The sequence below is a fragment of the Diaphorobacter sp. J5-51 genome (assembly GCF_001023515.1).
Taxonomy (GTDB): Bacteria; Pseudomonadota; Gammaproteobacteria; order Burkholderiales; family Burkholderiaceae_C; genus Diaphorobacter; species Diaphorobacter nitroreducens.
In genome coordinates this window covers 1-20071 of sequence record NZ_JSYI01000091.1, presented here as the reverse complement: position 1 = coordinate 20071, position 20071 = coordinate 1, and the positions used below count along the sequence as shown (strand labels likewise).

General features: G+C 64.2%; 15 protein-coding genes and 2 tRNA genes. 1 reads left to right on the top strand and 16 read right to left on the bottom strand.

Annotated features, from left to right (window positions below):
• Window positions 1–254 precede the first annotated feature (254 nt).
• Window positions 255–674, top strand: coding sequence for an HU family DNA-binding protein (locus tag OX89_RS12575; protein WP_011806976.1), 420 nt, complete (start codon window positions 255–257; stop codon window positions 672–674).
• 86 nt (window positions 675–760) lie between these two features.
• Here OX89_RS12575 and OX89_RS12570 read toward each other — a convergent pair whose 3' ends face one another.
• The 16 genes from OX89_RS12570 to OX89_RS12495 form a co-directional block, all read right to left on the bottom strand.
• The gene (locus OX89_RS12570) at window positions 761–1513 is read right to left on the bottom strand and encodes a tyrosine-protein phosphatase (RefSeq protein ID WP_047350854.1); all 753 of its coding nucleotides are present in this window, start codon (window positions 1511–1513) and stop codon (window positions 761–763) included.
• Between the two features lie 322 nt (window positions 1514–1835).
• Window positions 1836–1911, bottom strand: a tRNA-Phe gene (locus OX89_RS12565).
• A 63-nt stretch (window positions 1912–1974) separates the two neighbouring features.
• On the bottom strand, window positions 1975–2673 hold the full coding sequence (locus OX89_RS12560; RefSeq protein WP_011806978.1) for a response regulator: 699 nt from the start codon (window positions 2671–2673) through the stop codon (window positions 1975–1977).
• 36 nt (window positions 2674–2709) lie between these two features.
• Complete coding sequence (locus OX89_RS12555) at window positions 2710–4902, bottom strand: ATP-binding protein (protein ID WP_369799289.1); 2193 nt, start codon at window positions 4900–4902, stop codon at window positions 2710–2712.
• Window positions 4903–4994: 92 nt separating this feature from the next.
• The gene (locus OX89_RS12550) at window positions 4995–5675 is read right to left on the bottom strand and encodes a DUF4390 domain-containing protein (protein ID WP_369799288.1); all 681 of its coding nucleotides are present in this window, start codon (window positions 5673–5675) and stop codon (window positions 4995–4997) included.
• Entirely contained in the window at window positions 5617–6990 is a 1374-nt protein-coding gene (gene rsmB / locus OX89_RS12545) for a 16S rRNA (cytosine(967)-C(5))-methyltransferase RsmB (protein WP_047350852.1), read from the bottom strand. Before rsmB ends, OX89_RS12550 begins: the two co-directional genes overlap by 59 nt.
• Window positions 6987–7559: a LemA family protein gene (locus tag OX89_RS12540; RefSeq protein WP_047350855.1), complete on the bottom strand. Its 573-nt coding sequence runs from the start codon at window positions 7557–7559 to the stop codon at window positions 6987–6989. The genes rsmB and OX89_RS12540 overlap by 4 nt, the downstream gene beginning before the upstream one ends.
• Window positions 7560–7705: 146 nt before the next feature.
• On the bottom strand, window positions 7706–11935 hold the full coding sequence (gene rpoC, locus OX89_RS12535; protein WP_011806983.1) for a DNA-directed RNA polymerase subunit beta': 4230 nt from the start codon (window positions 11933–11935) through the stop codon (window positions 7706–7708).
• Window positions 11936–12065: 130 nt separating this feature from the next.
• Window positions 12066–16190 carry a DNA-directed RNA polymerase subunit beta gene (rpoB, locus tag OX89_RS12530; protein WP_011806984.1) on the bottom strand — a complete coding sequence of 1375 codons (4125 nt, stop codon included), beginning with the start codon at window positions 16188–16190 and terminating at the stop codon, window positions 12066–12068.
• A 273-nt stretch (window positions 16191–16463) separates the two neighbouring features.
• A complete protein-coding gene (gene rplL, locus OX89_RS12525; protein ID WP_015914493.1) occupies window positions 16464–16844 on the bottom strand; it encodes a 50S ribosomal protein L7/L12 in 381 nt (126 codons plus the stop codon).
• 49 nt (window positions 16845–16893) lie between these two features.
• Window positions 16894–17400 carry a 50S ribosomal protein L10 gene (gene rplJ, locus OX89_RS12520; RefSeq protein WP_011806986.1) on the bottom strand — a complete coding sequence of 169 codons (507 nt, stop codon included), beginning with the start codon at window positions 17398–17400 and terminating at the stop codon, window positions 16894–16896.
• A gap of 240 nt (window positions 17401–17640) precedes the next feature.
• Window positions 17641–18336: a 50S ribosomal protein L1 gene (gene rplA / locus OX89_RS12515; RefSeq protein ID WP_011806987.1), complete on the bottom strand. Its 696-nt coding sequence runs from the start codon at window positions 18334–18336 to the stop codon at window positions 17641–17643.
• Window positions 18337–18768 (bottom strand): 50S ribosomal protein L11, encoded by a 432-nt coding sequence (rplK, locus tag OX89_RS12510; RefSeq protein WP_011806988.1) that lies wholly within the window; start codon window positions 18766–18768, stop codon window positions 18337–18339. It lies immediately after the preceding gene.
• 109 nt (window positions 18769–18877) lie between these two features.
• Complete coding sequence (gene nusG, locus OX89_RS12505) at window positions 18878–19468, bottom strand: transcription termination/antitermination protein NusG (protein ID WP_011806989.1); 591 nt, start codon at window positions 19466–19468, stop codon at window positions 18878–18880.
• Window positions 19468–19851, bottom strand: a complete 384-nt coding sequence (gene secE / locus OX89_RS12500) for a preprotein translocase subunit SecE (RefSeq protein WP_015914495.1) — start codon at window positions 19849–19851, stop codon at window positions 19468–19470. Before secE ends, nusG begins: the two co-directional genes overlap by 1 nt.
• Before the next feature lie 85 nt (window positions 19852–19936).
• A tRNA-Trp gene (locus OX89_RS12495) sits at window positions 19937–20012 on the bottom strand.
• Window positions 20013–20071: the final 59 nt, after the last annotated feature.

The window sequence follows — 20071 nt, the reverse complement described above, 5'->3', positions numbered from 1 at the left end:
GCGATCGACTTCCCCGTGGGGAGGGAGGCATCCATTACATCTCCTGGTGCATCAGGGAATGGTTGCACAGCTTACCCGCATGCGCGCCACCCGTGCGGCACGTGCGTGCCCTGTGCCGTCCACAGGCCCGCGATAGCGTGGTTTTCTCGCGCAAACCCGCATGAATAGGACACCCCACGCGCACAGACAGCGCCTAGAATCCGATCACCAGCCTGGCTGGCCTGCTTGTATACACCTTACAACGATCCGACATCATGGCAACTGCAAAGAAGACCACCGCTCCGGTGAAAAAGACCGCCGCCAAAAAGGCTGCGGCACCTGCCAAGAAGGCAGCCGCCCCCGCAGCTCCTGCTGCCATCAAGCCCGTGAAGGAAGCCTTCACCAAGACCGCGCTGATCGCCCACCTCGCCACGCAGGCGGGTGTCGAGCCCAAGGCCGCCAAGGCCGTGCTCGCCGCGCTGGAGACGGCCATCCTGGCTTCCGTGCACAAGAAGGGCTCCGGCGAGTTCACGCTGCCCGGCCTGCTCAAGATCGGCCTGCAGCAAGTGCCCGCCAAGAAGAAGCGCTTCGGCAAGGACCCGTTCACCGGCGAAGAGCGCTGGTTCCCCGCCAAGCCCGCATCGGTCAAGATCAAGACCCGCGCACTGAAGAAACTCAAGGACGCCACGCTCTGACACCGTGGCGCGGGTTTCGCAAAAAAAGCAGCCTCCGGGCTGCTTTTTTTATGCCCGAGCGGCCCAGGGCGCACGGCCGCGGCGCCTCACTCCGACAGCGGCTGCAGGTACAGCTGCGCCAGGCGGCTGCGCGCGGCATCGTCCACGCCCAGGCGACGCTCCAGGTAACGCTGCACGCCGCCGTGGTCCTGGTCAACGGCTTGCAATGCGGCCTCCAGGAAGTCCTCCTGCACGCGCCAGATCACGTTCAGCACCTCCTGCGGCGCAGAGCTGACCAGCCCCGCGGGCCGACGGTACAGCGCGTTAGTCAACAGGTAGTCCTGCATGACCACCTCGCGCGACACGCCGAGCGCCAGCAGAATCAGGGCCGCGGCGAAACCGGTGCGGTCCTTGCCCGCAGTGCAGTGAAAGACCAGTGGGGAATCCTCTGCCAGCAACTGCTCGAACAAGCCCGCAAACTGCTGCGCGTTGTCGGAAACAAAGGCGCGGTAGGTGTCCTGCATCAGCCCTACCGCAACGGGTGCCGTGATCTGTTGGCCCGCTACCGCCAGTTCCTTGGCGCGCTGCACGACGGTCGGCTCGATCGGCAGCGCGTGATAGCGCACCTGCGGCAGCGCATACGACTGGGCCGCGCTCTCCACCAGCCCGCGGAAGTCCACCGAGCGGGTCAGCCCCACACCGGCCAGCACCTGCGCGTCCTGCGGTGTCAGGGCCGCCAGATGATCGGAGCGGAACAACCGGCGCCAGCGTACCGTGCGTCCATCCAGCCCCCGATAGCCTCCCAGATCACGGAAGTTGGACGCCCCCGTCAGCGAAAGCGTGCGTGAAAAGTCTTGCATCCGGTCACTGTAGTTCAAAGCCGTCACACGCTCATGACACATGGGCGTACATGCAGCCCGAAGTGTCGCCCTGCGTAGAGCTGCCCGCAGCGCGTGATCTTTGGGGCATGGGAGAGTGCCTGGCTTCTGTACCCCCGCGCCCGTGCCTGCAGGTACTGGCTCCCAAAGAAAGGACTACCGTCCCGCGAAAGAAACAAGGCCCCGAATCACGGAGAGGTCCTGTGCAGCGCTGGAGGATGAGGACACGCAACCACTGCGTCGTTCCATGCAGCGTGGCAGTGCAGAAACAAAAACGCCCAACCGAGTGGTTGGGCGTTGTATGTGGTGGCCTGGGACGGAATCGAACCGCCGACACAAGGATTTTCAATCCTCTGCTCTACCAACTGAGCTACCGGGCCTGAGCCTTGAATTATAGCCCGAGAAATCGGGGCATGACGCCAAGCTGCAAAATTTTTGCCAATTCACGCGTTGCGTTTGTTGCGCCCGAGGTCCACCCCCAATTGGCGCAGCTTGCGGTAAAGATGTGTGCGCTCCAATCCTGTTTTTTCGGCGACGCGTGTCATCGAGCCGCCTTCGCGGGCGAGATGGAATTCAAAGTAGGCTTTTTCAAAACCGTCGCGCGCCTCACGCAAGGGTCGGTCGAGATTGAAGCCCTGGTGGGACATGGGCGCCTGCTCCATCACCGCAACAACAGGCGCAGGAGCCGGCGCGCCATTGGCAATGGCACCGGTTGTTGCGGGTGCAGGTGCGGTGTTGGTCTGGGCCGGCGCGGCAGCGCTTGCTGGTGGCTGCGCCGTACTGCGTGCCAGGCCCTGCTCCACTGCCTTGAGCAGCTTCTGCATGGTGATGGGTTTCTCGAGAAAGGAGAAGGCACCGATGCGCGTGGCTTCCACGGCCGTGTCGATGGTGGCGTGGCCGCTCATCATGATCACTGGCATGGTCAGCGTGCCGGCCATGGCCCATTCCTTGAGCAGCGATACCCCGTCGGTATCGGGCATCCAGATATCCAGCAGTACCAGGTCATAGCTGCCATTCAAGCGCGCGTTGCGGGCCTGCGTGGCGTTCTCGGCAAGGTCGACGCTATGCCCCTCGTCGTTCAGAATTTCTGACAACAGGTCCCGGATCCCCAGTTCGTCGTCGACCACCAGAATATTTGCCATGTGTGTAAATGCACCCTTGCTGCACGTGCGGTGTTGTTAGAGCGCCACCGCCGATTCAGGGGCGAATGATAGCGACACTTGTGCGCCCTTCACCACGCCGTCTTCCACGCGGTTGACCAGATCGATCCGCGCGCGATGTTCATCCGCGATTTTTTTGACGACGGCCAGTCCCAGCCCAGTGCCCCGCGGCTTGGTCGTGACGTAGGGCTCGAAGGCGCGCTGCAGGATGTGTGGAGGAAAGCCCGGCCCGCAGTCCGACACCGTCAGCCGCACACGTTTCGCGGATGCACTCCAGCGTGTGCTGATGCGCACGGGCGGCGGTGGAACGCCCCCCTGCTCGGCCGCCTGCTGCGTCGCGTCCTGGGCGTTCTGCAGCAGGTTGTGCACCACTTGGCGCAATTGCTGGGCATCGCCGGAGATCGCGGGGCAGCGCGGGTCCAACTCGGCCTCGACCGGCACCTGCGCGGTCTCGGCGCCATACAAATGCAGCACATCGGCAACCAGTGCGTTCAGGTCCAGCGTGTGCAGTTCCGCAGACGGCAGGCGCGCGTAGTCGCGGAATTCATTGACCAGCCGTTTCATCGCATCCACCTGGTCCACGATGGTCTTCACCGACTTGGTCAGCACGGCCTGCTCTGCCGCAGGCAGCTTGCCTGAGAGCTTGATCTCCAGACGCTCGGCCGAGAGCTGGATCGGCGTCAGCGGGTTCTTGATCTCGTGCGCCAAACGCCGAGCAACCTCGCCCCACGCCTGGGCGCGCTGCGCGGAGACGATTTCGGAGATGTCGTCGAACACCAGCAACCGCGCCTCGTTGGGCAGTTGCGCGCCGCGCGCCACCAGGCTGGTGCCTTGCGTGGTGACGCCACCGCCCGCCGCGTGCAGCTCAAAGGTCTGCTGCCAGTGGTCCAGACCGTGGTGGTCACGATCCAGCAAAAAGGTATCGAAGTGCCGCTGCACGGCCGCCGCGAAATCCGCCAGCCCCGGCACCTCAGCCAGCGGCCGTCCTTCATAGGCCGCCAGTGGCGCGCGCAGGACACGGGTCGCACCAGGGTTGGACGACTGGACGATGCCTTTTTCATCCAGCACGATGACTCCCGACGTGAGGTTGTCCAGGATGGTCTGCAGGTGCCCGCGCGCGGCATCCAGCGCGTTCAGGCTTTGCTCGACCGTGCCGCGGGCGTCCGCAAGCTGCTGCGTCATCAGGGCAAAAGAGCGCGTGAGCCCGCCCAGCTCGTCCTTGGTCTGCAGCGCGGCCTTGGGCGACAGGTTGCCTGCCGCCACCTCGCGCACGCCGTCGGCCAGCACCAGCAGGGGCCGCGCAAGCTGGTTGCCCAGCACCACGGCGAGCAGCACCGCGCCAAAGACGGCAAGGAACAGGCTCAGCGTCAGCGTGCCGATGTACATGCGCCGCAGCCCGCCGCGCGCCAGCGCGCGTTCCTGGTATTCGCGGTTTGCTTCCTGCACCGCAATGGCGTTGGCGACCAGCGCCTGGGGCAAGGGCACGGTAGCCTGCACGAAGCGCGGTTCGGCCAGCAGACCCACGCCGGGGTTGGCCACCAGCACCAGCGCGCGCACGCGCGCGTTCTCCGCGGCCAGCGGGTCGGTGATGTCGTCCAGGCCCTCGATCTGGAAGGTGACGCGGTCTTGCCGCGCCATGCGGAACTGCTGCGCGCTCGGGCGCTCGGGGTTGAGCATGTAGCGCGATTGCCCGGTGCCGGCGACGGGCTGGCCCGCGGCGTTCCACAGCACGAGGTCGGTGGCCCCCAACTGGTCCCGCATGCGCTCCAGCACCAGGCCCGCGGCCGCATCGGGCACCTGGGCCAACTGGCTGCTGGCGGTGCGCGTCTTGGAGGCCAGGTCGCTGGCAATGGTGTCGAGCGTGACGCGCGCCAGGCTCACACCGGCGGTCAACGCGCCCTCGACCTTGACGTCGAACCAGCTCTCGATGGAGCGCGAGACGAACTGGTAGGACACCACGTAGATCAGCAGCCCGGGGATCACGCCCACCAGCCCGAAGATGCCCGCGAGCTTGAGCAGCAGCCGGCTGCCGAAGCGCCCCCGCCTCAGGCGCACCACCAGGCGCAGGGCGCCCCAGACCAACACGGCCAGCAGCACCAGCGCCACCAGTACGTTCACGCCCAGCAGCCAGGCGAAGTTGCGTTCGTACAGGTCACGGTTGTTGGTGGCCAGCGTCAGCAGGAACAGCAGCACCAATGCGATGGCGCACATCAGCCCCGTGCCGAGGCCCAGCGCCCATCGCACGGCGCGTGCGCGTGTCTCTGCGCGGCGGGCCGAACCCGCGGGACGCGGATCGCCCGCTTTCACCGCGCAGCCTCCACCACGCTCAGCGGCACGCTGCGCGCAAGCACCATGTTCCAGCCCGAGCGGCCCACCGCACCGATCTGCAAGGGCCGGGGCAACTGCGAGGTATCCAGCCGGAACTGGAAGTTCATGACGTAGGTCACGCCTTCATCGACCTGCCCCTCGTCGGCGATCTTCCAGCGCGCGATGCGCTGCATCGATGCCAGCGCATCCTGCAGCGTGTCGAAATTCTGGCCCAGCGACACGCCCAGGCCCGACGGTGCAAAGGGCGTGGACGACTGCACCACACGCCAGCGCCGCGTAAGGGGCTGGTAGCTCAACCGCAGAAAACGGCTGGCCTGCGCCACCACTTTGTCGGACCAGTACCAGCGCTGGCGCACCACCTCGGCCTCGGTGATGAAGAACACGGAAATGCCCTTGTAGAGCGCATCCTTGACGAGTTCGGGGAGTTCCAGCTGCAGCGTGGCCGACAGATACAGTCCCTCGGGCAGCGGGTCGAGTTGCAGTTCAACAATCTCGCCGTGCTGTTGGGCGTGGGCGGCGGGAATGGCCGCGATCCACAGCGCCAGCAAACAAACCAGCGCGGCCCACAGCCACCCCGGCCTGCGCAGACCGGCACGTTCAGGCGGGGGCCTTGTGCAACAGGGCGTAAAAGAAACCGTCGTGTTCACCCGGCACATTGTCACGGAGCCCGTCGCGCTTGTCTGGTCTGCCGGGGAATAAATGGCCCGGCGACGGCAGCAGGCGTGCGTCAGTGTTGTGCGCAAGAAACGCTGCGATCTGCCCGTCGCCTTCGGCCCGGAACACCGAACAGGTGCAATACAGCAGCCGCCCGCCGGGGCGCAGCAGCGGCCACAGCGCCGCCAGCAGACGCGACTGCTGCGCGGCCAGCTGGGCCACGTCGCTCTCACGCCGCAGCCAGCGCACGTCGGGGTGGCGGCGCACGATGCCCGAGGCGGTACAGGGCGCGTCGAGCAAGATCGCGTCGAACGGCTCACCACCGCTGGCCTGCTGCCACCAGTCGGCGGGCACGGCGGCATCGGCCACCAGCACCTGGGCACTCAGCCCCAGGCGATGCAGGTTGTCATGGATGCGCTCGGCGCGTGCCGCATCCACCTCCAACGCGGTGACCCGCCAAGGGGCCCGCAGTGCGGCGGCCCATTCCAGCAAATGGGCGGTCTTGCCGCCGGGGGCGGCGCAGGCATCCAATAAGCGCAGCGGCTGCGCGGCGTCCAGCCCGTTGAGCAGCAGCGGCGCCGCCATCTGCGCGGCGGCATCCTGCACCGAGACAACACCCTCTGCAAAGCCGGGCAGTTGCTGCACCGGCACGGGGCGTGCCAGCGCCAGCCCTTCGGGGCCTACCGCCATCGCTTCAATACTGATAGCTTCTAACGCTTGCTGGTAAAGCGCTGGAGTGCTTTTTGACTTAGAAATCCGCAGCACCATGGGCGCGGGCGCATTGTTCGCCTGCAGGATCTGCTGCCACTGATCGGGGTGGTCGCGGCGCAGGCGCTGGATCCACCATGCGGGGTGGTTCCACACGGCGACCTCGTCGCCCTGCGTGGCGGCCACCAGCGTGTCGCGCTCACGCAGGAAGCGCCGCAGGCAGGCGTTGACGAAAGACGCCTGCGCCCGCGTCGCGGGGTGGCGCTTGGCGGCCTCGACCGCCTGGTTGACCAGGGTGAACGGCGCGTAGGGAGCGGCCTGCGGGTCCCAGGCCAGTGCCAGGGCGGTGCACAGCAGCGCATCCACCCGCGGCGGTGGGTTGCGGGGTGCCAGCTGGCGGCGCAAGGCCTGCGCGCGCCCCAGGTGGCGCAGCACCTGGAACAGCAGCGCCTGCACGCCGGGGCGCAGCGCGGCAGCCGTGGTCTCCAGCGCCACGGTGCCCGACTGCCCTGCGCGCACCGCCTGCAGCGCCAAGGCGGTGGCGTCCAGCAACTGGCTCAACGCAACCGCGGGAGCCCCCTGCGTCGGGATGGAAGTAGGCTTGTTCACAGCGTCTGCGCCTTCTTGAAGCCGAACAGCCACGCCAGCAGGCTGGCGGGAAACTGGGCGATGGCATGGTTGTACTGAGCCACGGCATCGTTGAACAGGCGGCGCGCCTCGTCGCTGTGCAGCGCCACCTGTTCGCGCCGCACCACCCATGGGGCGAGTGCAGGGGGTGCCACACCTTCGCTCACCTGCGCGGCTTCGCGCACAACGGTCTGCCAGGCGTTCTCCAGCACCTGCGATGCGGCCGCCAGGGCGGCGGCGGCGCCGCTGTCCAGCGGGCGCGCGCGCGCTACTGCCAGCGAGGCGCCGAGTTGCGTGGCCGCGGCCCAAAGGGCAGCATGGGCGTCGTGCGCGTCCGCCGCCGGCGCCGGTTCGTCGCCCACGATGGCCTGGACCGCGCCAGGCGCACCGTGCGCAGCCTCGTACTCACCCAGCAGGGCAATCCAGCGCACCATGTGGGTGTCCAGCCCGCCAAAGGCCTGCAGCGCCGCGGATCGCAGGCGGATGAGCCGGTTGTAGGCGCCCACGGCCCAGAACAGGAACAGGGCGAGAAGTATCCAGGTGGTCAACATGTTCACAGCCGGGGCTTCGCGCCAGCGGGCACGGCCCCTGCCAACCGAGGGATTGGTAACACGACAAAAAAGAAACTCCCGGCCTGCCGGATGGGCAAGCCGGGAGCGTTCAGTACCCGCATGCGAGAGGCGGGACTGGCAACGGCTTAATCAGCCGTGTCGGCGCTGCCGTCGATCTCGGCGGCTGCGTCGTGGGTGCCGGCAGAGGCCAGCTCGGCGGCTTCGGCATCTGCGATGGCGCGGCGCTCGGCCTCGTCCATGGCGTCCTTGGCCTTGCGCGCCTGGTGGTAAGCCAAGCCCGTGCCGGCGGGGATCAGACGGCCCACGATCACGTTCTCCTTCAGGCCGCGCAGCTCGTCGCGCTTGCCCATGATGGCAGCCTCGGTGAGCACGCGGGTCGTTTCCTGGAACGACGCGGCGGAAATGAACGAGTCGGTGGACAGCGACGCCTTGGTGATGCCCAGCAGCACGTTGGAGTACGTGGCAGGGAGCTTGCCTTCGGCCTGCAGCGCCTCGTTGGTGTTGAGGATCTCGGAACGCTCCACCTGCTCGCCGGCGATGTAGGTGGACTCGCCCGGGTTCTCGACCACGACGCGGCGCAGCATCTGGCGCACGATCACCTCGATGTGCTTGTCGTTGATCTTCACACCCTGCAAGCGGTACACGTCCTGCACTTCGTCAACGATGTAGCGCGACAGCTCCTCGATGCCCAGCAGGCGCAGGATGTCCTGCGGATCGGCCGGGCCGTCGACGATCAGCTCGCCCTTGTTGACCACCTGGCCTTCGTGGACCAGCACGTTCTTTTCCTTGGGCACCAGCTCGTCCCAGACCTTGCCGTCCGGATCGGTGATCTGCAGGCGCACCTTGCCCTTGGTTTCCTTGCCGAAGGAGATCGTGCCGGTCATCTCGGCCAGCATGCCCTTGTCCTTGGGGCTGCGGGCTTCAAAGAGCTCGGCCACGCGCGGCAGACCGCCGGTAATGTCGCGGGTCTTCTGGCCTTCCATCGGGATGCGGGCCAGCACTTCGCCGGGGCCCACTTCCTGGCCGTCGCGCACCTGGATCAGCGCGCCGACCTGGAAGCCGATCGTCACCGAGTGGTCGGTACCGGGGATCTTCACCTCCTTGCCATCGGCGTCCACCAGCTTCACCTGCGGACGCACCACCTTGGCAGAGCCGCGGCGCTTGGGGTCGATCACCACCAGCGTGGACAGGCCCGTGACCTCGTCCACCTGCTTGGCCACCGTGAGGCCTTCCTCGACGTTCTCGAACTTCACCGTACCTGCGTACTCGGTGATGATCGGGCGCGTCAGCGGGTCCCAGTTGGCGAGGATGGTGCCGGCCTTGATGTTCTGGTCGGCCTTCACCGTCAGCGTCGCGCCGTACGGCACCTTGTGGCGCTCGCGCTCGCGGCCGTGCTCGTCCTGGATGATGATTTCACCCGAGCGCGCAATCACCACCAGTTCGCCCTTGGTGTTGGTCACGTAGCGCATCGTGGCGTTGAAGCCGATGATGCCGTTGGACTTGGCTTCCACACTGGACGCCACCGCCGCACGCGATGCCGCACCACCGATGTGGAACGTACGCATGGTCAGCTGCGTGCCGGGCTCGCCGATGGACTGCGCGGCGATCACGCCCACGGCTTCGCCGAGGTTGATCAGGCCGCCGCGGCCCAGGTCGCGGCCGTAGCACTTGGCGCACAGGCCGTAGCGGGTTTCGCAGGTCAGCGCGGTACGCACCTTCACTTCGTCCACGCCTGCGGCTTCGAGCTCTTCAATCAGGTCTTCATCGAGCATCCGGCCCGGCTGCGCCAGCACGGCACGTGTTTCGGGGTGCAGCACTTCCTCGGCCGCGGTACGGCCCAGGATACGGTCGCGCAGGGACTCGATGACTTCACCGCCCTCGACGATGGCGCGCATCAGCGAACCATTCGAGGTGCCGCAGTCGTCCTCGGTCACCACCAGGTCCTGCGTCACGTCCACCAGGCGACGGGTCAGGTAACCCGAGTTCGCGGTCTTCAACGCCGTATCCGCCAGGCCCTTACGGGCACCGTGGGTGGAGATGAAGTACTGCAACACGTTCAGGCCTTCGCGGAAGTTCGCGGTGATAGGCGTCTCGATGATCGAGCCATCGGGCTTGGCCATCAGGCCGCGCATACCGGCCAGCTGACGGATCTGGGCCGCCGAGCCGCGGGCGCCGGAGTCGGCCATCATGTAGATGGCGTTGAACGATTCCTCGTTCACTTCCTTGCCGTTGCGGTCGATGGTCTTCTGGACCTTGAGCTGATCCATCATCACCTTGGACACGTCGTCGCCGGCCTTGCCCCAGATGTCCACCACCTTGTTGTAGCGCTCGCCGGCCGTCACCAGACCGGAGACGTACTGCTGCTCGATCTCCTTCACCTCGGCTTCGGCGCGGGCCAGGATCTCGGCCTTCTGCGGCGGCACCAGCATGTCGTCGATCGCCACGGAGAAGCCCGCGTGCGTGGCCAGGCGGAAGCCGTTTTGCAGCAGCTTGTCGGCGAACACCACGGTGTCCTTCAGGCCGCACTTGCGGAACGACGCGTTGATGAGCTTGGAGATTTCCTTCTTCTTCAGCGCCTTGTTCAGGTTGCTGAAGGGCAGGCCCTTGGGCAGGATTTCCGACAGCAGCGCACGGCCCACAGTGGTGTCCACGAGCTTGGTCTCGGGCACGAACTCACCCGTCGCCTTGTCCTTGGTCCACTCGGTCAGGCGCACGCTGATCTTGGCGTGCAGCTCGGCCTCGCCCGCATCCAGCGCGCGCTGGACTTCGCCGGTGTCGGCGAACACCAGGCCTTCGCCCTTGCCGTTGATCTTCTCGCGGGTGGCGTGGTACAGGCCCAGCACCACGTCCTGCGAGGGCACGATGGAGGGCTCGCCGGACGCGGGGAACAGCACGTTGTTGGACGCCAGCATCAGCGTGCGGGCTTCCAACTGCGCTTCCACGGACAGCGGCACGTGCACGGCCATCTGGTCACCGTCGAAGTCGGCGTTGAACGCGGCGCAGACCAGCGGGTGCAGCTGGATGGCCTTGCCTTCGATCAGGATGGGCTCGAACGCCTGGATGCCCAGGCGGTGCAGCGTGGGCGCACGGTTGAGCATCACCGGGTGTTCCTTGATGACCTCTTCCAGGATGTCCCACACCACGGGCGTGCCGGCTTCCACTTCCTTCTTGGCGGCCTTGATGGTCGTGGCAATGCCCATGGCCTCCAGGCGCGAGAAGATGAAGGGCTTGAACAGCTCCAGGGCCATCAGCTTGGGCAGGCCGCACTGGTGCAGCTTGAGCGTCGGACCCACGGTGATCACGGAACGGCCCGAGTAGTCCACGCGCTTGCCCAGCAGGTTCTGGCGGAAGCGGCCCGACTTGCCCTTGATCATGTCGGCCAGGGACTTCAGGGCGCGCTTGTTGGCGCCCGTCATCGCCTTGCCGCGGCGGCCGTTGTCCAGCAGGCTGTCCACGGCTTCCTGCAGCATGCGCTTTTCGTTGCGCGCGATGATCTCGGGAGCCTTCAGCTCCAGCAGGCGGCGCAGGCGCGAGTTGCGGTTGATGACGCGGCGGTACAGGTCGTTCAGGTCCGACGTGGCGAAGCGGCCGCCGTCCAGCGGCACCAGCGGACGCAGGTCCGGCGGCAGCACGGGCAGCACTTCCAGGATCATCCACTCGGGCTTGATGCCGGACTTCTTGAAGGCCTCCAGCACCTTCAGGCGCTTGGCGTTCTTCTTGACCTTGACTTCGGAGCCCGTCAGGTCGCCGCGCAGCTTCTCGATCTCGATCTCGATGTCGATGCCTTCCAGCAGCTCCTTGATGCCCTCGGCGCCCATCTTGGCGACGAACTCGTCGCCGTATTCCTTGCGCTTGGCGTCGTAGTCGTCCTCGGACATGATGCCGAACTTCTTCAGCGGGGTCATGCCGGGGTCGGTGACCACGTAGGCTTCGAAGTACAGCACGCGTTCGATGTCGCGCAGCGTCATGTCGAGCACCAGGCCCAGGCGCGAAGGCAGCGACTTCAGGAACCAGATGTGGGCGCAGGGTGCGGCCAGGTCGATATGGCCCATGCGCTCGCGGCGCACCTTGGTCTGCGTGACTTCAACGCCGCACTTTTCGCAGATCACGCCGCGGTGCTTCAGGCGCTTGTACTTGCCGCACAGGCATTCGTAGTCCTTGATGGGCCCGAAGATTTTGGCGCAGAACAGGCCGTCGCGCTCGGGCTTGAACGTGCGGTAGTTGATGGTCTCGGGCTTCTTCACTTCGCCGAAAGACCACGAACGGATCTTCTCGGGCGAAGCCATGCCGATCTTGATGGCATCGAAATGCTCATCGGGCGTGAATTGCTTGAACAGGTCGAGTAGCGATTTCATGTGACTCTTTCCTTTTCACCTAAAAACATAGCTGCTGGCGCTTGCCACATAAGGATTTGCAAGACAAAACACCTGCAAACCCAGAGGGAGTGAGCGCCAGCCGCTCACTTTTTTAAAAACTCGATCCTGCTCAGGAACGTTCCAACTCGATGTCCAGGCCCAGCGAACGGATTTCCTTGACCAGCACGTTGAACGACTCCGGCATGCCGGCTTCGATCGCGTGTTCGCCCTTGACGATGTTCTCGTACACCTTGGTACGGCCCTGCACGTCGTCGGACTTCACCGTCAGCATTTCCTGCAGCACGTAGGCGGCGCCGTAGGCTTCCAGCGCCCACACTTCCATCTCACCGAAGCGCTGGCCACCGAACTGCGCCTTGCCGCCCAGCGGTTGCTGCGTGACGAGCGAGTACGGACCGGTCGAGCGGGCGTGCATCTTGTCGTCCACCAAGTGGTGCAGCTTCAGGTAGTGCATGTAGCCCACGGTCGTCGGGCGCTCGAAACGCTCGCCCGTGCGGCCGTCGTACAGGTACGCCTGCGTGCGCGTCTCGGTCAGGCCCTTGGCCTGGGCGAGGTCGTCCGGGTAGGCCAACTTGAGCATGTCCTTGATTTCCTCTTCGGACGCGCCGTCGAACACGGGCGATGCGAAGGGAACGCCCGAGGTCAGCTCGCGCGCCATGGCCAGGATTTCGTCGTCGCTCAGCTGCGACAGGTCTTCCTTGCGGCCGCGCGAGTTGTAGATTTCTTCCAGGAACTTGCGCAGCTCAGCCGTCTTGGCCTCGCGCTGCAGCATGTCGCCGATGCGCTGGCCCATGCCCTTGCCGGCCCAGCCAAGATGGACTTCCAGCACCTGGCCGATGTTCATCCGCGAAGGCACGCCCAGCGGGTTGAGCACGATGTCGGCGGGGGTGCCGTCGGCCATGTAGGGCATGTCTTCGACCGGAACGATCTTGGACACCACGCCCTTGTTGCCGTGGCGGCCGGCCATCTTGTCGCCAGGCTGCAGGCGGCGCTTGACGGCCAGGTACACCTTGACCATCTTCAGCACGCCGGCCGGCAGCTCGTCGCCCTGGGTGAGCTTCTTGCGCTTTTCTTCAAAGGCCAGGTCGAAGCTGTGGCGGGTCTGCTCCAGCGCGTTCTTGATGGACTCCAGCTGCGTGGCGACCTCTTCCTCGGCGGGGCGGATGTCGAACCAGTGGAACTTCTCCACCGAGGCCAGGTAGGCCTTGTCGATCTTCGTACCCTTGGCCAGCTTTTGCGGGCCGCCGTTGGCCACGCGGCCGGTCAGCAGCTTCTCGATACGGTCGAACGCGTCGGCCTCCACGATGCGCAACTGGTCGTTCAGGTCCAGGCGGAAGCGCTTGAGTTCATCGTCGATGATCTGCTGGGCGCGCTTGTCGCGCTGGATGCCTTCACGGGTGAACACCTGCACGTCGATCACCGTGCCCTGCGAGCCCTGGTCCACGCGCAGCGAGGTGTCCTTCACATCGGACGCCTTCTCGCCGAAGATGGCGCGCAGCAGTTTCTCTTCAGGCGTGAGGGTGGTTTCGCCCTTGGGCGTGACCTTGCCGACCAGCGTGTCGCCGGGCTGCACTTCGGCGCCCACGTAGATGATGCCGGACTCGTCCAGACGGTTCAGCTGCTGCTCGGACAGGTTCGGGATGTCGCGGGTGATTTCTTCCGCGCCCAGCTTCGTGTCGCGGGCCATCACCACCAACTCCTCGATGTGGATCGAGGTGTAGCGGTCTTCGGCCACCACGCGCTCGCTGATCAGGATCGAGTCCTCGAAGTTGTAGCCGTTCCAGGGCATGAACGCGATCAGCATGTTCTGGCCGATGGCGATCTCGCCCAGGTCGGTCGAAGCGCCGTCGGCAATCACGTCACCCTTGGCCAGCTTGTCGCCCTTCTTGACGATGGGGCGCTGGTGGATGTTCGTGTTCTGGTTGGAGCGCTGGTACTTGATGAGGTTGTAGATGTCCACGCCGACTTCACCGGCCACGGCTTCGTCGTCGTTCACACGCACCACGATACGGGTGGCGTCCACATAGTCCACCACGCCGCCACGGTTGGCCGTCACCACGGTGCCGGAGTCCACGGCCGCCACGCGCTCGATACCCGTGCCCACCATGGGCTTCTCGGGACGCAGCACGGGCACGGCCTGGCGCGACATGTTGGCGCCCATCAGCGCGCGGTTCGCGTCGTCGTGCTCCAGGAACGGAACGAGCGAAGCCGCCACCGACACGATCTGTGCAGGCGACACGTCCATGTACTGCACACGGTCGGCGGACACCAGGGTCGATTCACCCTTTTCGCGTGCCGACACCAGGTCGCCCGTCAGACGCCCTTCGGCATCCAGCGTGGCGTTGGCCTGGGCGATGATGTACTTGCCTTCTTCGATGGCCGACAGGTAATCGATTTCCATCGTGACCTTGCCGTCCACCACGCGGCGGTAGGGAGTCTCGATGAAGCCGTACTCGTTCAGGCGGGCATACAGGGCCAGCGAGTTGATCAGCCCGATGTTCGGACCTTCAGGCGTCTCGATCGGGCACACGCGGCCGTAGTGGGTCACGTGCACGTCACGCACCTCGAAGCCGGCACGCTCGCGGGTCAGACCGCCCGGGCCCAGGGCCGAAACACGGCGCTTGTGCGTGATCTCGGCCAGCGGGTTGGTCTGGTCCATGAACTGCGACAGCTGGGACGCACCGAAGAACTCCTTGAGCGCCGCGGAAATCGGCTTGGAGTTGATCAGGTCGTGGGGCATCAGCGGCTCTTGCTCGGCCTGGCCCAGGCGTTCCTTCACGGCCTTTTCGATACGTGCCAGGCCCGTGCGGTACTGGTTTTCGGCCAGCTCGCCCACGCAGCGCACGCGGCGGTTGCCCAGGTGGTCAATGTCGTCCACCTCGCCCTTGCCGTTGCGCAGGTCCACCAGGATCTTGACCACGGCCAGGATGTCGTCGTTGGACAGCACCATCGGGCCGGTGGCTTCGTCGCGGCCGATCTTGGCGTTGAACTTCATGCGGCCTACGCGCGACAGGTCGTACGTGTCGGGGTTGTAGAATAGGCGCTGGAACAGGGCCTGCACGGCATCCTCGGTCGGCGGCTCGCCGGGGCGCATCATGCGGTAGATGGCCACGCGCGCGGCGAATTCATCCACGGTTTCGTCGATGCGCAGCGTCTGCGAAATGTAGGCGCCTTGGTCAAGTTCGTTGGTGTAGATGACCTGCAGGTCCTGCACGCCAGCAGCGCGCAGCTTCTTGAGCAACGCCTCGGTCAGCTCTTCGTTGGCCTTGGCCAGGATCTCGCCGGTGTCGCCGTCTACGATGTTGCGGGCCACCACGCGGCCGATGAGGAAGTCCTCAGGCACGCTGATGTGCGTGGTGCCGGACTGCTCCAGCTCACGCGTGTGGCGCGCCGTCACGCGCTTGTCTTTGGCCACAATCACCTTGCCGGCCTTGTCGGTGATGTCGAAGCGCGCCACCTCGCCACGCAGACGCTCGGGCACGAACTCCAGCTGAGCGCCGCTGTCCATCAGGCGGAAGTTGTCGTTGACGAAGAAGTTCGCCAGGATGGATTCGGGGTTCAGGCCGATGGCCTTGAGCAGGATCGTGACCGGCATCTTGCGGCGACGGTCCACGCGGAAGTACAGGATGTCCTTCGGATCGAATTCGAAGTCCAGCCAGGAGCCGCGGTAGGGGATGATGCGCGCAGAGAACAGCAACTTGCCCGAGCTGTGGGTCTTGCCCTTGTCGTGCTCGAAGAACACGCCGGGCGAGCGGTGCAGCTGGGAGACGATCACGCGCTCCGTGCCGTTGATGATGAAGGAGCCCTTGTCAGTCATCAGGGGCACTTCGCCCATGTAGACCTCCTGCTCCTTCACTTCCTTGACCACCTTGGACTGCGAGGTCGAGGACTCGCGGTCGTAGATGATCAACTGCACCTTGGCACGCACGGCCGATGCAAAAGTCAAGCCGCGGGTCTGGCATTCGCGCACGTCGAACGCCGGCTTGGCCAGGTTGTATTCAACGAACTTCATCTCCACGAAGCCGTTGTGGGAAACGATGGGAAACGCGGAGTTGAATGCGGCCTGCAGGCCTTCGTTGCTGCGTTTTTGCGGGGCCGTGTCGGCCTGCAGGAACGCGGTATAGGCATCCCGCTGCATCTGCAGCAGGTACGGGACCTTGAGCACACTGTCGCGGCTACCGAAGCTCTTGCGAATGCGCTTGCGTTCGGTATAACTGTACGTGGATGTTTGGGCCATGAGATCTCCGGGCAAGGACATGGAATGGGATCTTCGACGACTGCCCTGCAAGGCGGCCACCCTGCAGGCTTGGCGGTTGGCCACTACCAACCATGGCGGACGGCGATGCGTTGCACATCGCCCGAACCAAGGCGTCTTCTGCTGTCGGATGGTTCAGAAGACACTAGAAAACAGTCCACGGGGGCCGCTTTCTAGTGCGCTCTAAAGTGCGTCCCATAAGCACCAAAGGCTGGAGGCCTTTTGCAAGACCCCCAGCCCAGGAGACAAGGTCGATTACTTGAGTTCGGCCTTGGCGCCGGCTTCCACCAGCTTCTTGACGGCAGCTTCGGCGTCAGCCTTGGCAATGCCTTCCTTGACGTTCTTGGGAGCGCCGTCCACCAGGTCCTTGGCTTCCTTGAGGCCCAGACCGGTGATTTCGCGCACTGCCTTGATGACCGCCACCTTGTTGGCGCCGGCGTCGGCCAGCACCACGTTGAACTCGGTCTTTTCTTCAGCAGCTGCAGCACCGCCGCCGGCAGCGCCGCCAGCAGCGGGAGCAGCCATAGCGGCAGCGCTCACGCCGAACTTCTCTTCAATGGCCTTCACCAGGTCATTGAGTTCCAGGACCGTCATGCTGTCCAGCGCGGTCAAGAATGCGTCTTTATCGAATGCCATTTTGATTTCCTAACAATTGGTTGAGAGGGGGGACGATTGCCACGCTGCCTCAGGCAGCAGCAGGCTCGCCTTCGCCTTTTTTGGCCGCCAGGGCACCCAGCACCACGGCGGTGCGGGAGATCGGCGACATCAGCAAGCCACACAGCTGGGCCAGCAGCACTTCCTTGGTAGGAATGTTGGCCAGTTGCTTCACGCCGTTCACGTCCAGGGCCTTGCCCGCGAAAGCGCCGCCGCGAATCACCAGCTTGTCGTTGGTTTTCGCGAAATCGGCCACCACCTTGGCGGCGGCCACAGCGTCTTCGGAGAAGCCATAGATCAGAGGACCGGTCATCTGGTCGGCCACCACGTCAAACTGGCTGCCAGCCACAGCACGGCGGGCCAGGGTGTTCTTCAGAACACTCAGGCTCACACCCTTGCTGCGAGCTTCCACGCGCAGTTTGGTCATGTCGGCCACCGTGATGCCACGGTATTCCGCGATCACGAGCGTTTGAGCTTTAGCGGCGAGGCTGGTCACTTCATTGATGACCGCTTCTTTCTCACTGCGATTAAGACTCAAGGTCTACTCCTTCATATGCGCACTTCGGACAAGCCTCCGTGCACGCTCTTGTTGCAGCGACCAACTGTTTTGGAACATGCATTCCATCTGCAGCGGGATCGCCATCTGCGTTGGCCTCCAAAGGTTTAAGTGCACCTTGCACACCAACGGTCTTGGATGGCCTGCCAGCCCCAAAGGAGCTGTCAGCCCACCACATCAGATCTGCCGCCCTCATGGGCACCAGGCCTGAAGATTTCGCAATTACGCCGCGATGGTCTGCGTATCCACGCGGACGCCGACGCCCATCGTGGACGACACAGCTACCTTGCGCAGGTACACGCCCTTGCTGGTCGCAGGCTTGGCCTTGTTCAGCGCTTCGATCAGAGCTGCCAGGTTGCCCTGCAACTTGTCGTTGTCGAACGACCGACGACCAATGGTGCTGTGCACGATACCAGCCTTGTCGACACGGAACTGCACCTGACCCGCCTTGGCGTTCTTCACGGCCGTCGCCACATCCGGCGTCACCGTGCCTACCTTGGGGTTCGGCATCAGACCGCGGGGGCCCAGGATCTGGCCCAGCGTACCCACGACGCGCATGGCATCGGGAGCAGCGATCACCACGTCGAACGGCATATCTCCAGCCTTGACCTGAGCGGCCAGGTCGTCCATGCCCACGATGTCGGCACCTGCGGCCTTGGCTTCTTCTGCCTTGGCGCCTTGGGCGAACACGGCAACGCGCGTTGTCTTGCCCGTGCCATTCGGCAGCACCACGGCACCACGCACCACCTGGTCCGACTTCTTGGCATCCACGCCGAGTTGCACAGCAACGTCGATGGATTCGTCGAACTTGGCAGTAGCGGCTTCCTTCACCAGAGCCACCGCCTCAGCGAAAGCGTACAGCTTGGTAGAGTCCACCTTGCCCTGCAGGGCCTTTTGCTTCTTGGTCAGCTTTGCCATTTACAGACCCTCCACCGTCACGCCCATCGAGCGAGCAGAACCAGCCAGCGTGCGCACTGCCGCGTCAACGCTAGCAGCATTCATGTCCTTGAGCTTGGTCTTGGCGATCTCTTCGAGCTGTGCACGGGTGATCTTGCCCACCTTGGTGCTCAAGGCATTGGAGGAGCCCTTGTCCAGCTTGATCGCCTTCTTGATCAGCACCGTTGCGGGCGGCGTCTTGATGACGAAAGTAAAGCTCTTGTCTGCAAAAGCCGTGATCACCACGGGCAGCGGCAGACCAGGCTCGACACCTTGGGTCTGCGCGTTGAACGCCTTGCAGAACTCCATGATGTTGAGACCGCGTTGGCCCAGCGCGGGACCAATCGGAGGGGAGGGATTGGCCTTACCAGCTGGCACTTGCAGCTTGATGAAGCCGACGATTTTTTTCGCCATGTTTGCTCCTTGCGGGTATTAACGCCTGATCGTTCACCAGGCTCCCCGGGGTTACCGACTCTCTTCTCTCATCGCACCGAGTCGAAAAGCGCGAATACTTCACTGACGCTCAGGTCTTTTCGACTTGGGCAAATTCCAGTTCCACCGGGGTGGAGCGGCCAAAGATCATCACAGAAACGCGCAAGCGGTTCTTCTCGTAATTCACTTCTTCTACGGAGCCGTTGAAATCGGTGAACGGACCTTCCTTGACCCGCACCAACTCGCCCACCATGAATTCGATCTTGTGGCGCGGCTTGTCCGTTCCCTGCTGCATCTGGCTGACAATCTTCTGCACCTCTTCTTCGGAAATAGGCGCAGGGCGGTTCTTCACCCCGCCCACGAATCCTGTCACTTTGCTGGTGTGCTTCACCAAATGCCAGGTGTCATCGTCCATCACCATTTCGACGAACACATAACCAGGGAAAAGGCGACGCTCGGTAGTCTTACGCTGGCCATTCTTCATTTCCACCACTTCTTCAGTGGGCACCAGAATGCGGCCGAACTTTTGCTGCATACCGGCGCGCGCAATGCGTTCCTGGATGTTGCGCTCCACCGCCTTCTCCATACCAGAATAGGCATGAACGATGTACCAGCGCAGATCTGGATTCACCGGAACATCCACCGGAGGCTGCACACCATTCGTGTCCACGGCATCCACCATCACTTCCTCCAGCCCAAGATCAAGTCGTACAGAACCCATTCCAAGGTCTTGTCCGTGAACCAAAGGAACAGCGCCATCACCACCACAAAAGCGAACACATAGCCCGTCATTTGCAGCGTTTCCTTGCGCGTGGGCCAGACAACCTTCTTGACCTCACGCCACGCATCGCTTGCAAACCCGACGAACTGGCGTCCATGCTCGGAAACGAGAAAAACCGCCACAGCCAGCACTAGCCCCAACAGCAACACACCCCATTGAATCAGGGGCCCTTGCTTACCCAGCAAATAGAAACCGGCAATGGACGCGAGAACAATCGCCACTGCCGCGAACAACTTTGCCTTGTCCGCACCAGTCGTGACCGTCTCAACCTGGGATGTGGCCATAGATAAATTCGCCTATTTGATCGCGCCTTACAAGACGCCGAAGCCCGCCAGGGGCTGGCGGGCTTGTTTTGTTACCACCCTGAAGTGGCAGGGGCAGTAGGAATCGAACCTACAACCTTCGGTTTTGGAGACCGACGCTCTGCCAATTGAGCTATACCCCTTCGATCCCCACTAGATTACGCAATGATCTTGGCAACGACGCCGGCGCCCACGGTACGGC